This is a genomic window from Vibrio sp. L85 (genome assembly GCF_963871815.1).
GTDB lineage: Bacteria > Pseudomonadota > Gammaproteobacteria > Enterobacterales > Vibrionaceae > Vibrio > Vibrio harveyi.
The window spans coordinates 507,864-521,438 of sequence record NZ_CAWMYL010000244.1; the positions used below are offsets into that span (position 1 = coordinate 507,864).

Consider the following 13,575-nt stretch of genomic DNA (forward strand, 5'->3'; position numbering starts at 1 on the left):
TGATAAACCCTTAATCGAATTTGTTTTTCATAAGCAGAAGCAAGAAGTAGCCGCCGCCGATAAAGTTGATAATAACGCTGATGGTGGTATCGAAATCGAACAGGTTTTCAACCACCCATTGACCGCCAGACAGCAGTACAACTGACAGTACTGAGCTCGCTACAATCAATAAGCGATGTTGGTAACCAGTGAAGATTTGGCGAGTCAGAGCCACGACAATCAAGCCAAAGAACAAGATTGGACCAATCAATGCGGTCGAGATAGACACCATCAAAGTGATGATGAACATGACTTGCATGGTCAGTTTGTGGGTATCCACACCTAGGCTTTTCGCGTTATCGACACCAAGCCACATTACGTCTAATTTGTGGGCAATACGCATTAGGTACGCGCCACACAGCAGCATCGGAACCACACACCAGTACACCAATTCACTGTTGATGTTGTTGAAGCTCGCGAACATCGAACTTTGGATGAAGGTGAACTCATCTGGGTCGGTGATCATGGTGAAGAAACCAGTGACACTGTTGAACAAGCTACTCAACACGATACCAATCAACAAAAGGGTGAAGATATTGCGCTGACGACCACGAAAGTAGAAGCTGAACAAAGTCATCGCACACACAATCATGATGCCAGTCGACAACACGAAGTTGAGTTTGCTGTTGATGACCAAAGCACTCAAGCCCCCAAACATCACCACAAGCAGCACTTGAATCATCACGTACATGGAATCGAAACCCAGAATCGAAGGGGTGAGGATTCGGTTGTTGGTGATGGTCTGGAAAATCAGTGACGACGACGCAATCGCCATTGCTGCCAAGACAATCGCCAGTACTTTCGGGATGCGGCGTGACAAGAAGAACTGGTAGTTATCTGGCGTTAAGCCTTTACCGATGAACACCGCACAAATCAAAACCGCCGCGATTGCCAGCAGCGTTACTTTCATAGAATCACGCATTCGATTTGTCTCTCAGAACTAGGTAAATGAAGATTGAGCCACCCAAGATGCTGATGATCATCGAAATTGGAATCTCGTAAGGGAAGATAATGAGTCGACCTAGAATGTCGCAAGTAAGCACCAAAATCACACCTGCGTATGCGGTCCAAGGCAAGTTACGACGCATGTTGTCGCCAATGAACAGCGACACAAGGTTTGGCACGATAAGCCCGAGAAACGGAATCATCCCGACGATCATTACCACCGATGACGACAGTACAGCCACAAGGATCACACCAACCAGAACGATGCGTTGATAGTTCAAACCAATGTTTTTTGCAAAGCTTTCACCCACACTTGCCGCGCTAAAGCGGTTAGCGTAAGCGTAAGCCAGAACCGAGACCGGAAGAGCGAGATATAAGAATTCGTAGTTACCACGCAATACCGAGGCGAAGTTAGCCACAGTCCAAGAACCAAGAGTCTGTACTAGGTCGTACTTGTAGGCAATAAAGGTGGTCATGGATGACACCACGTTGCCATACATGATGCCGATCAGCGGGACGAGTACGGTGTTCTTAAACTTCAAACGTTGCAAGAAGCGCACGAAGATCACCGTACCAATCACAGAAAACGCGAAGATGGTGACCAGGTGAACCCAACTGCTCATGTCTGCAAACAGAATCAGCGCGACGATGTAGCCGAACATAGCCCAATCGACGGTGCCCGTGGTGGATGGGGCAGCAAAGCGGTTTTGCACGATCTGCTGCATGATCAAACCAGCGATACTCAAGCCTGCTCCGGCTAAGACGATAGCAAGCAAGCGGGGTAAGCGACTAACCAGCAAGATGTTCAAACTGTGGCTGTCACCAGCCAAAATCTGCGAGAGTGAAACGTTCGCCACCCCAACCAACAAAGAGGCGCAGGCGAGTACGACGAGCAACAAAAAAGCCAAGATATGATGTAATTTCATGGTGTATTTATAGGGTGATAAAAACAACAATGACCTTTCGCACCGTGAAGCGGGAAAGGTCATCTTTTAGAGTGAGCAGGAACCGAATCTATAAGGGTCTGTTGACCTTTCGTGATGATTTTTGCAGCAATTTGTAGGTGTTTTATACAAGGCAGAGGCTTTGATATGTAGCTATCTTACCTGATAAGCCGATAACGCAGTAGAAAGCACCTACAAACGCTGCCCAAAGGGTTCGGCTAAAAGCGTTTTACTCTTTGTTGAGTCAATTTTACTTAGAACCACTAGGCTTCAATCGACTCGCCGCGATTAAAACGCTTTTATCTCGAACAAAATTTAACCACGAAAGATAAACAGACCCTAGTCAGCAATGACTTGGTTCAGCTCTTTAATCATGGTTTGCGTCGATTGGTAGCCACCTGCGGTTAAGTACCAAGCTGCTGGGTCCATAAACAGCACGCGGTTGTTTTTCGCCGCTGGTGTCGACTTCACGAGATCGTTGTCGAACAGCTGTTTTGCTTTACCACTGCTCTGACCGATGGCTTGTTCGCGGTCAAGAATAAGCAGTACTTCAGGTTGTGCATCAGCGATGTATTCGAATGAAATCAGGTTGCCGTGAGTGCGTGGTACAGATTTCACGTTTTCAGAAGTCGAAGTCGCGAAGCCTGCTTCTTCATACACGAATGAGAAACGGCTATTGGTGCCAAACATCGCCAAGCTGTTACCACTGTTTGAGACCGTCAGTGCGCGTCGTGGTTGTTCTTCTACTTTTGCGTGAAGATGGTCGATTTGCTCTTGAACGTCTTCGATTAACTGCTCAGCTTGTTCTTCTTTGTCGAAGATGTCACCCAGCGTGCGCCAGTGTTCTTGGGTTGTTTTCCAGTAGTCGGTGGTGTCGATACGGAACATGTAAGTTGGTGCGATGTCGCTCAGATCTTTATAGATATCTGCCATGCGACCTTCTGCAATGATCAGGTCTGGCTTGAGCATAAACAGCGTCTCGAAGTTCACTTCTTTTACGCTACCCGTATTCACAAACGAGTCGATTTGGAATTTTTCTAGTGATTTTGGCAACAGTGTTTTTGGCATGCCGACAGGTGTTACACCCAAAGCATCAATGTAGTCTAAACTGCCGTAGCCTAGAACAACGACGCGTTGTGGAACGCCATCAATGTCTACTGTGCCCAAGCTGTGTTGGTAGGTTTTAGCCATTGCCCCAATAGGAGCCAATGCAAGCAGCAAAGCTCCCGTTGCTACGCGAAGAGAAGTTTTACCCAACATAATGATTTCCAAAAGGTGCGATGCAATCTCGCATTAGTGCCTTAAAAAACAAATAGTGCTTTAAAAAATAGAGCGCGAGATTAGTCGTAAAGCGGTATAACTAATTTGATTAAAATCAAATAAGAATGATTATTGATTGCAGACACATTAGCAGATAGTCTATATGCAGCAACAGAATTAGCGGAATAGTGAGTATTCAAAAAATGAATTTAGCTCAAGTCGACTTGAACTTATTGTTTATTCTCAAACACCTACTTGAAGAGAAGCATGTTTCCAACACAGCGGTATCGCTCAATATGAGCCAACCGTCGGTGAGCCGCTCTTTACAAAAACTCAGAAACTTGTTCAACGATGAGCTGTTAGTACGCACTGCACACGGCTACGAATTGACCCCAAAAGCCGAAGTGATCAAGCAAGATTTGAACACCGTTCTAACCGGGCTAGAAAAGCTGATGTACGGTCAGTCATTTGTACCTGAAAAGAGTAACGGGACGATCCGTTTTTACGGCTTGGTTCCACAGGTAATTTTCTTACTGCCACCGATTGTTTCGCGTATCCGTGAAGAAGCGCCGAACATGATTGTCGATATCGACTCCATCCCGAAGCGCCATTTCGATGCACTGATTGCAGGGGATGTACATTTTGTGCTCTCAACCGCCGAGCCGCCTAGCTCTGAGCAGAATTTGTACCGCATGAAAATTGCCAATCGCGACTACCGATTCCTGATGAGCGAAACCCATCCGCTTGCGCATGTTGAAGAGCTGACGGTAGAGATGCTGCTCGATTGCAATTTCGGTCAAATCTCACTTCAAGGAGGCAAAACGCTGTCGATTTATCATCGTTTTGTCGAGCTTGGTGTGGTGGATAAAAAGCGTCAATTATCGATTCCTGTCCAGCTTTCAAACTTCAATGCTGCACCAGCGATCGCAGAACAAACAGATGTGATTTTTCACTTGCCAACGCCCTTTGCGGAAGACGCTTGTCAGGGCAGAAAATTGATTACTAAAACCGTACCGAAAGCGATTCGAATGGACAGTGAATCGGTCTATTTGTACTGGCATAAGCGCTATCATAACGACCCGATGTGTAATTGGGTTAAGTCATTATTTAAAGAAATATATGGCTCAACTGAGAGTGAATGGTAAAGAAATTCATTATTCACATTTGACATAATCGTAATAACTTCGGCAAATGCTCGGTTGCTTGTCTTCGTTAAATAAAGGCTATTTAATGCGAACCATTATCATTATAAGTTCCATTAAAGTTTATAGGTTTTTACCATGTCGAAGACGACTCCGTTTGCGCCAAAACCATTAGCAGTGGTGATCGGTGCGCTATGTACTTCTTTTTCTGTCTTTGCTGATACAATGCCAATCGAAGCTGATGAGCAGCTTGTTGTAACAGCAACTCGTACCCAGATGGAGCTGAAAGACGCACCAGCTTCTATGTCGGTGATCACCGCTGAAGATATCGAAAACGATCCGGGCATCACGCTGGCAGACATCGTGTCTAATGCAACCAGCGTGGAGTCAGACTTCGACAGCACACGTGCCGGTCGTCAGCAAATTTCTATCCGTGGTATGGATTCTAAGTACACATTGATCATGGTAAATGGTCGTCGTATGAGTTCAGCAAGTGCGATTGTACGTGGTAACGACTTTGATCTTTCTGCGATCCCAATGGATTCAATTGAGCGAGTAGAGATCATCCGTGGTCCTATGTCGGCGCTTTATGGTTCAGACGGCATGGGCGGTACGATTAACATTATCACCAAGTCGCCAGACAACGATTGGAACTCACAGCTTAGCCTAGATAACACATCGCCGAATGATGGCAATGGCGGTCAAGAATACACCGTAGGTTTGACTACATCTGGCGCTCTGATTGAAGATACCCTTTTTGCTCGTTTCTCTGCATCTCAAACCAGTCGTAATGCATGGCAGCCTTATTCAGGAATCAAGGAAGGCACTACACAGGATCGTGAGCAGGTAACCGCCCTTGAAGATCGTGATAGCCTCGCATTATTTGGCACACTATCGTGGCACCTAACTGACAATCAGTTTATTGATTTGGACTTAGGCTATAGTGATGATGAACGTTTCTCGATAGCTGAAGCTCCCACAAAAATAATGGACCCGTCAGAAGCTCGTGTAAAACGTAATAGCCAAGCGCTATCGCATACTGGCTTCTGGTCTTGGGGTGATACGCAAGTTCGTTACTCACGTGAAAATGTAGAGAACATTGAAGCGGCGAACGATGGTGCTGATTCAATTGAAGAGCTGACGCAAATTTTTGAAGCGTCAGCAACGACTTATTTTGGTGAAAGCCACACGGTAACCTTTGGTGTGGACTACCAGTTGAGTGAGCTTAATAACCCAGAAAACTTGTCTAATGGCAAAGCGGATGCGTATCAAGCTGCACTCTATGCGCAAGATCAATGGGAAATGACCGATACGCTAACTGCGACAATTGGTGGTCGTTTGGATAAGCACGAGCAATTCGGTGAGGAGTTCAGCCCACGCGTGTACTTAGTTCATCAAACGACGGATGATTTGGTACTGAAAGGTGGTGTGGGTAAAGCGTTCAAGGCGCCAACTTTAACGCAAAATCGTTCAGATTTCTTACTAACAAGCTGTAAAGGAGCATGTAAACTAGAGGGCAATGAAGATTTAGAAGCTGAAACTAGCATTAACTATGAATTGTCAGCGCTTTACAGCAATCAAAGGTTTAGTTTAGAAAGCACTATTTTCCGTAATGAAATTGAAAACTTGATTGAGCGTACTGATGAGACTTTCTGTCGAACAGGGTCATGGTCTGATGCTGACGGTTATTGTGTAGATGCTAATGGTGACAAAATTGAGCCATTAGAAGATAACCAATACAAAACGTACCACAACGTTTCTAAAGCAGTAATTCAAGGTGTTGAATTATCAGGAAGGGTACAATTGGCAGAGGAATGGTCAATGTCTGGTAACTACACTTACTTGGATACGGAAGATAAGTCCACGGGTGAGGAGCTGAGTGAACGTTACAAACATTCTGCATATGCACGTTTGAATTGGACACCATCACAAGACCTAAACCTGTTTGCGAGTGCACGCTACCGCGGTGATCGTAGGATTGATGCTCAGCTATCTCAAGACGCATACACGACAATGGATCTTGGTACGGTTTATCATGTGAATGATGCACTACGTATTCGTGCGGGTATTACAAACGTGACCGATGAACGAGTATCCAAGGAACTGGAAGAGCAAGGCTATGTAGAAGCGCCACGTACTTACTACGTTGGTATGACGGCAGACTTCTAAGCTCTGGTGAGACACTGATTCGAACACATGGCGTTGCAGTATACTCTGCAACGCCTTTTTTGCTTTTAGGGATGAATGGGGAAAGGCAATGCTACAAACTTCTTGGTTATTTTGGGCGCTTATGTCAGCTGTGTTCGCAGCGATGACCGCAGTATTGACCAAACTGGGTGTCGCCAATATCAACTCAGACTTGGCGACCTTTATTCGTACCTGCGTCATCCTTGTTTTAGTCGGTTTGATTGCTTACGCGACTAAGCAATTCAGTGCCATAGGTGAGATCTCGACCAAAGGTATGGTGTTTTTGGTGTTGTCGGGCTTAGCAACCGGCGCATCATGGCTGTGTTACTTTCGCGCTATGTCATTGGGGCAAGCTTCTCAAGTTGCACCTATCGACAAGCTGAGTGTGGTGTTAGTTGCGATCTTCAGTGTGGTTTTGCTGGGAGAGAAGCTCAGTATGGTTAACTGGATGGGGATTGGCTTGATTACCGCTGGCGTGATTTTGGTAAGCCTGCAAAGTTCTTAGTTGAAACCTCCAGCATGGTTTGAAAATAACAGCGCCTACTTTGTTTAAGTGGGCGTTTTATTTTGATTTTCCAAGTATAAAACTGTCCAACTCATCACCCAACAGAGACACAGCGCGGACGGCGTTGTATATAATTAATTAGGACTGTTGCGCATTTGCTCAAGCTAATGTTGAAAAGCGTGTGATTTACCATCAATGAAAGTGATGGAGTAAAAGTTATCTGTTTTCTTCTCTGTAGCATCTTAGTAAAATCTGCGGGCAACTTGGGAGTATTACATGAGTTATAAACACACCTATTTAGCTTGGCAGGCACACAACGTTAGTGCTGAAGAGAAGCTGGTTCTTCTAAAACTGTCGGACATCGCAAGCGCAGATGGACAAGCATCGTTTGTCTTGCGTGATATTACACAAGAGTGTCTGTGCGAAGAGTTCAAGTTAAGTAGCATCTTGTTTGCTTTATCGCAAAAAGGTTTGCTCGCGATGGGGCGAACCACACGCGAAGGCAGTGTAGAGAGGCATTCATGTCAGCTCACATTAGACTCCGATTCTCAATCTGCGCCTCAACCATCGGTACAACAAGCCGCGCCAATGACAGAGAAACCGTCGATCACGACGTTAGAAGGAGCTGGCTTGCCGCAATGGGCAAATAAAACATGTGATTTCTATAAGGTTCCGGCAAGCTATAGAGACGATGTTTGGCGTGAATTTATTCGCCAAAATGGTCGGGGCAATGTCAACATTTCAAGGTTGGAGCGCAATTTTGAAAACTGGCTTGAAGAAAGTAAACGAACTGGGCGTTTAGAAAAACTAACCAGTAACCACCAAGCCGAAGAACCAGCAGCGCCAAATAGTTATCGAAGCGTTGAAAGTAGCAGTCGTCCAAATAGTGGTTATCTCAACTCCTACGATCTCGATGAAAACACAATTCCAAACTGGGCGGAAAGAGAGCTGCACTACTCTGCTTTAGATATGGATTTACGTGTGTTCTGGAAAGAGTTCGTGTTGTACCAAAAAACGCAGGCAAACTTCATTGGTCCTGTTACCCAATTCGTCAACAAGTTAAGATATTCGATTAACTTGAAGAAGCAGTGGATGGAAAAAGATCGCCAAAAACAAGCGAGATATCAACAGCACAGCAGTGCTCGAGATAAGCATGTCAGCCCTTCTGAAGAATTTAGACAATTTTTGAGAGAGCAAGGCAAGAAACCATCCTTCTAATTGACCCAAAGAGATAGAAGCTATGAGCTATTCTAAAAAACCAAAAAAAGTGGACTTTTCGTCATTCGAAAGTCGACTTCGTGAACTTGGTATTGAAGCTAACGTGGATCACTTGAACAAAGATAAAGTATCTACCAGTCAATCTCTTACTGTGAAAAATGAACCTAGCACAAGCTGGGAGCAACCCATTGTCTCTGAACCACAGCCGACGTTTTCTGAGCAAGCGCTTGTCGTTACTCAAGAAGCGAGCGATCGATGCAATGAGGTGTTTGGTACGCTCTTTAGTATCTATGAATCAACATGGGTGCAAAGCTACGGTAAACGTCCAACAGGTCGCTTTTTAGATTTCGCGGATTCGCTTACAGATAAAGAGCTAGTGCGAATTATCCAGCACTGTCGCGAGCGTCTTCAATCGGGGGACCGATGGCCGCCAATTATGGGTGAATTGGTGGTATTGAAAGATTTACCAACGGAATCTGAGTTGGAGGATGCGTTAAACCGAGTCGTGGCACGTACGCCAAATGACGATATTGAATTGTGGTTAATGCAAAGCAAGTTCTACGAGCTACGTCGACTGCCTGAGCATCTGATTTTAAAGAAATTCCGTGAATACTACCGTCAGGCGATGAAATTGCTTGAGAAAGGAAAGCTCACGACAGCACCTATTGCTTTACCGACTCACTCGGTGAAAAGCATGACGGACTTAAAGCGTGAAGAATACGAACATGAGCACGGTAATAAGCTGCATCCTCGTATTCAAGCTATCTTAGACGCAAAGAAAAATAACGATTAATTTGTTCCTGCTTTAAAAAACAAAAAGACAAGCTAAGCAAAATTAACTTGTCTTTTTGTTTATCTATCCTTGCTATTGCTCTGAAGGCTGCTCAGTTGCAAAGCCTCGCAAGATATTGGTCAATGTAATTGTCGCGAATACCACAATCACTAACGACAAGTGCCACGCTTGGCTCAAACCGAGCTGCACGAGCGCCATACTGACCAAGGATGACACCACCATTTGACCACCGCCCGACATGGCAGCCGCCGCTCCTGCTTGCTTCTTGTATGGCTGCATAACCATGGCTTGAGCACAAGGTAGAGCGATCGCATTGCCTAAGATCATCAGCAGTTGACCAAGCATCAAATATAGCGGTTCGACTGGGCAAACGAACAGCCACACTGCGGAGCTTAGGTGCAGGATAGGCGTCGCCAGTAGCATCTTCTTCGTGCCGATGATTGGGCGCACACGGTTACAAATACTGGTGCTGCAAATCATGCCAAATGCAGGAATCAGTGCCCACATCGCGTATTGATCAGATGTCATGCCAATTTGGTTTTGCATGATAAAAGGCATTACCGAAACAGTGGTGATCATCAAGCTGAAGTTAAGCCAACCGATACTGGCAAAACTCATGAAGTAACGAGAAGTCAACAGATCACGATATTGCAGCAGCATTTTTTTCGGTGATGGCAGTGGGGAGGTTTGTGTGATGGTCTCTTTAAAGCGCACCAATATAACAATCCAAGCTAGTGAGACGTAACCGAGCAGTGAAATAAACACCATGGTCCAGCCGAAGTGGGCGTTAATGAAGCCACCAATAACGGGGGCAACTAATGGTGTGATAGACGCAGCCATTGCGATGTAGGAAAGGGCGACAGGCAGCTCTGGTCCACTAAAGCGGTCACGGGTGGATGCACGAGCTAATACGGCGCAACAACCTGTTCCCAGACCTTGCAGAAAACGCCCCATCACCATACCAGTGAAGGTATTGCTGAAGAAGATGATCATCAGCAGGCCGAGCATAGCAATCAACAAGCCGGTCAGTAGGACTTTTTTACGACCTAGTGCATCAGATACTGGGCCGTAGATAAACTGAGAGGGACCGAATCCAAGTAAGTAAACACTTACCAATAGCTGAGCTTGGTCGAGGGAGATATCAAAGTCTTTCGCAATCCAAGGCAATGATGGAAACACCAAGCCCATGCTGAGTTGACCAACGCTGATGATCAAACAAGCTAGCAAGATGGTTTTAAATTCGAATGCTCGACTCATGACTTTTCACCATCACCGCGGCGACGTAGGCTTCCTTCTTCATCGAACTGATTTAGCTTGGCTTTCACCCGTTTTACCGTCGATAGGCTCACATCACATTGCTCTGCGACACTTTGGAGCGTGTTTCCTTCCAACAATAGCGTCGCGATGTGTTGATGTTTTGCTTTATCTGCCGGACGGCCTCGGAATTTCTGCTTCCACATCTGTGGGTTGTCTTTGAGCGCCTTGCGACCTTGTTCCGCGGCAAATAGACGGTGTTGAGTTTGGACTTGCCCATAGCCAGAAAGAAGTGAGATCAAGGTTTGTGTTTGTACCGAACCTGGTTCAAAGGTCAACGGCTCACAAACCGTTTTTAGGGTGACGCCTTGATCAAGTAGAGCTTGTATTGTGTTTAATGCTTGGTTGAAATCGCGCCCAAACGCGGTTAGCCACCAAAGTACGACAGTGTCACCGGATTGAACGGTGTTGATGAGTTGCTGAAAAGCGTGTCGTTCTGCTGGTGGTGTGCAGCCACGTACTTTGTCTTCAAAGTGAACGGCTTCTGGAGCAAAGGCTTTCAAAGCGTTGAGCTGCTCAGGGTAAGCCCGGTTTTTTGGCGAGTGCCGCGTATAGAGAAAGGTAGCCATGGGTGCAATGCGTCTCTTGAGATTGGTTCATATACTGTAATGGTCCATAAATATACAGAGGTTCATTAGTAACCACAACACCAAATGAGCCATTGGCTCGAAATCTTAGAAGTAGAAGTAAAAGATGAGGGGCAAGAGAAAGAAGAAATGAGGAAATAAAAAAGCCAACCGCTTGGGTTGGCTTCTCTGGGATTAGGCTTTGGTTGTGCTGCGCTCTATCAATTTGACTGGCACCATCATCTTCACCAAGCTGCTGTTTTTATTGTTGATTTGATCAACGATAATTTTCACACACTCACGCGCTAGACGACGGAAGTCTTGGCGGAAAGTGGTCAGTTGGTAGCTCAACCATTCTGTTTGTGGAATGTTGTCGAAGCCGATGACTTTCAGATCTTGAGGGATACGAATACCGCACTCAATACGTGCAATGTCCATTACCGCCATTGCAAGGTTGTCGGTTGCACAGAACACTGCTTCTGGACGATTCTCATCGGCTAGCATCGCACGTACTTTATCCAGCGAACTTGCGTAGTCGTAGCTCGCTTCAATAATTCGCGGCGTTTTGCCCGTTAAGTCTTCAAACTCAGCGCTGAAGCCACTTTGACGCTCGTCGTTGGTAAAGGTTGGCACTTCACCCGTCAGGTAAACCGCGTTTTTCACCCCGCTTTCGTGCAGCAGTTGTGCCGCTTGTTGGCCAGCTTCGTAGTTGTCACTGATAACGTAACTGCTCTTAGTGCCTTCTACGACGCGTGCATACTGAACGATAGGGATATTGAACTCTTCACACTCTTCATACAGTGATTTGTTGAAAGTAGCGGAAGCGGCAATGACACCATCTACACGGTATTGGAAGATGTTCGGGATTGAGTGGTTGTCTTCATCATCCACTTGCCATGGAATCAACACCGCTGAGTAGCCTTGCTTCTGCAACTCACTTGAAATCAATTGAAGTGTTTTCATGTGGATAGGGTAGTCCGCATCTGGGAATACCAAACCGATCAACTTAGATTCGTTGGTGGTCAAGCTACGTGCAAAAGCATTTGGACGGTAGTTTAGGGCTTTCGCGGCTTCGAAGACCTTTTGCTTGGTCTTTTCAGATACTGAGCTGCCCGGAACAAACACACGCGATACAGTAGATTGAGAAACGCCAGCCAGTTTGGCAACGTCCTTCGATGTTACGGTTTGTTTTGCAGGATTCATGTGAGTTGATTCATAAGTCAGTTTAACTGTGACTAGGTTAACACAAATAGGTACGTAGTCATAAAGAGAAATAAGCAAGATTTAAGTAAATAAAGGGTTAGATTGTCTTTGGTGGCGCAATTTGGGTAGTACCCAAGTCACATTTCATGTTTTGCATACGAAAAAAGCCTTACCCAAAAAAGGTAAGGCTTGCTCTTATTTCCCATTTCCACTAAATCGAATAAGTTACGTAACCGGAATAACTTATCTCGTGGTTATCAGAAGTAGTAGCGAATACCTGCCGCGAATTGATCATCACGGTTTTCGAATTTGCTGCCATCGTACTGATCTTTACCTAGGTCGAACTGGTATTCAGTCCAAACTAGGAATTTGTTCTTCTGGAAGTGGTATTCAAGACCAGGAATCAGCAAGTTACGCTCGTAACCTTGCGTCTCGTCACCACGATCTTCCATGTAGTTGTAGTTCAACGTTGGGCGTAGGCCGTTATCGAAGTGGTAGTAAGTGTAGATTTCGCCACCTAGGGTATCGAACATTACGTCCGTACCGCCTTGGCTCACTGCTTCCCAGTTTTCGCCAACGTGGAAAGTCGCACCCGCGTAGAAGCCACCGTTGCTGTAGTTTGCGCCCAATAGCATGATGCGCATGTTGTCGCCGTTTTCTACGCCAACCACGCTTGCGTCTAGATCAGCAACTTCATTTTGATGGTAAGCTGCACCCAGTGTTACGCCATCAACCGGTTTGTAAGTGATAGACGCACCCATGCCGTTTTTCAGTGAGGCTGTCGCATTGTTTGCTAGAGCAACATCTTCACGCGTGGTTTGGTAAGTAAAGCCGTAGCTCACTTTTTCATTAATTGAATTACGGTACGTAATTGAGTTTTCTGCACGACCAGCACCGGATGCGATACCCCAGTCAGCTAGGTTGTAAACACCTGAGCCACGAGTACCAAATACACGACCTAAATCGGTGTACCATGCTACGTCGTAGAAGGTAGACCACTGCTTAGTACCCGCAGCAATTTTGCCGTATTTTTCGTGCTCAACACCTGCGTATAGCAAACGGTCGTATATGTTGTCGCCGTTCGCGCCAGAGTTGTAGCCCCATTCCGCGTGACCGAAACCAGTCCAGCCGTTATCCAGACCCATTTGGCCTTTCAAACCGAAACGTGAGCTGCCGCTGTTCCATTCGCCATTGTCATCACCGCCACGGTCTTGGTAGCGAAGATCGAAACGGCCATCGATGGTTAGGCTGTCGCCAGCGTCATTAACAAAAGTGTGTGCAGCAAAGGCTGAGCTAGAAGTAAGCGCTGCTAAAATCACTGCAGAAAGGGTCGACTTTTTCATCATCAATCTCATTATTCAGGGCGCAGAAAGCCACCGTGCGTTCATGCCCGTTTTGAATAAGGGTTCTATCTTGAGGTTGTGCCCCATCCTTGAGGCACGAGTTGGGAGCATGTCAC

General features: G+C 46.0%; 12 protein-coding genes. 5 read left to right on the plus strand and 7 right to left on the minus strand.

Annotated features, from left to right (window positions below):
- Window positions 1-10 precede the first annotated feature (10 nt).
- The 3 genes from AACR11_RS26535 to AACR11_RS26545 all read right to left on the minus strand — a co-directional run bounded on the left by AACR11_RS26535 (window position 11) and on the right by AACR11_RS26545 (window position 3,188).
- On the minus strand, window positions 11-961 hold the full coding sequence (locus tag AACR11_RS26535) for an iron chelate uptake ABC transporter family permease subunit (RefSeq protein WP_009695905.1): 951 nt from the start codon (window positions 959-961) through the stop codon (window positions 11-13).
- On the minus strand, window positions 954-1,910 hold the full coding sequence (locus AACR11_RS26540; RefSeq protein WP_017189870.1) for an ABC transporter permease: 957 nt from the start codon (window positions 1,908-1,910) through the stop codon (window positions 954-956). Before AACR11_RS26540 ends, AACR11_RS26535 begins: the two co-directional genes overlap by 8 nt.
- Before the next feature lie 357 nt (window positions 1,911-2,267).
- On the minus strand, window positions 2,268-3,188 hold the full coding sequence (locus AACR11_RS26545; protein ID WP_029788702.1) for a siderophore ABC transporter substrate-binding protein: 921 nt from the start codon (window positions 3,186-3,188) through the stop codon (window positions 2,268-2,270).
- Between the two features lie 203 nt (window positions 3,189-3,391).
- Between AACR11_RS26545 and AACR11_RS26550 the strand changes: the two genes are divergently transcribed.
- From AACR11_RS26550 to AACR11_RS26570, 5 genes are all read left to right on the plus strand, one after another.
- Window positions 3,392-4,333 (plus strand): LysR family transcriptional regulator, encoded by a 942-nt coding sequence (locus AACR11_RS26550; protein ID WP_005429183.1) that lies wholly within the window; start codon window positions 3,392-3,394, stop codon window positions 4,331-4,333.
- Between the two features lie 135 nt (window positions 4,334-4,468).
- The gene (locus AACR11_RS26555; protein ID WP_029788705.1) at window positions 4,469-6,499 is read left to right on the plus strand and encodes a TonB-dependent receptor domain-containing protein; all 2,031 of its coding nucleotides are present in this window, start codon (window positions 4,469-4,471) and stop codon (window positions 6,497-6,499) included.
- An 88-nt stretch (window positions 6,500-6,587) separates the two neighbouring features.
- On the plus strand, window positions 6,588-7,022 hold the full coding sequence (locus tag AACR11_RS26560; protein WP_005449610.1) for an EamA family transporter: 435 nt from the start codon (window positions 6,588-6,590) through the stop codon (window positions 7,020-7,022).
- Window positions 7,023-7,298: 276 nt separating this feature from the next.
- A complete protein-coding gene (locus AACR11_RS26565) occupies window positions 7,299-8,240 on the plus strand; it encodes a hypothetical protein (RefSeq protein ID WP_029788706.1) in 942 nt (313 codons plus the stop codon).
- Between the two features lie 22 nt (window positions 8,241-8,262).
- Complete coding sequence (locus tag AACR11_RS26570; RefSeq protein WP_017818245.1) at window positions 8,263-9,033, plus strand: hypothetical protein; 771 nt, start codon at window positions 8,263-8,265, stop codon at window positions 9,031-9,033.
- Window positions 9,034-9,105: 72 nt separating this feature from the next.
- On the opposite strand, the gene AACR11_RS26575 is transcribed toward AACR11_RS26570, so the two are convergent.
- The 4 genes from AACR11_RS26575 to AACR11_RS26590 form a co-directional block, all read right to left on the minus strand.
- The gene (locus AACR11_RS26575; protein ID WP_079325268.1) at window positions 9,106-10,290 is read right to left on the minus strand and encodes a multidrug effflux MFS transporter; all 1,185 of its coding nucleotides are present in this window, start codon (window positions 10,288-10,290) and stop codon (window positions 9,106-9,108) included.
- Window positions 10,287-10,916, minus strand: coding sequence for a recombinase family protein (locus tag AACR11_RS26580; protein ID WP_029788708.1), 630 nt, complete (start codon window positions 10,914-10,916; stop codon window positions 10,287-10,289). The genes AACR11_RS26575 and AACR11_RS26580 overlap by 4 nt, the downstream gene beginning before the upstream one ends.
- Before the next feature lie 192 nt (window positions 10,917-11,108).
- The gene (locus AACR11_RS26585; RefSeq protein ID WP_029788709.1) at window positions 11,109-12,116 is read right to left on the minus strand and encodes a LacI family DNA-binding transcriptional regulator; all 1,008 of its coding nucleotides are present in this window, start codon (window positions 12,114-12,116) and stop codon (window positions 11,109-11,111) included.
- A 257-nt stretch (window positions 12,117-12,373) separates the two neighbouring features.
- The gene (locus tag AACR11_RS26590; RefSeq protein WP_029788710.1) at window positions 12,374-13,459 is read right to left on the minus strand and encodes a porin; all 1,086 of its coding nucleotides are present in this window, start codon (window positions 13,457-13,459) and stop codon (window positions 12,374-12,376) included.
- Between the last annotated feature and the right edge of the window lie 116 nt (window positions 13,460-13,575).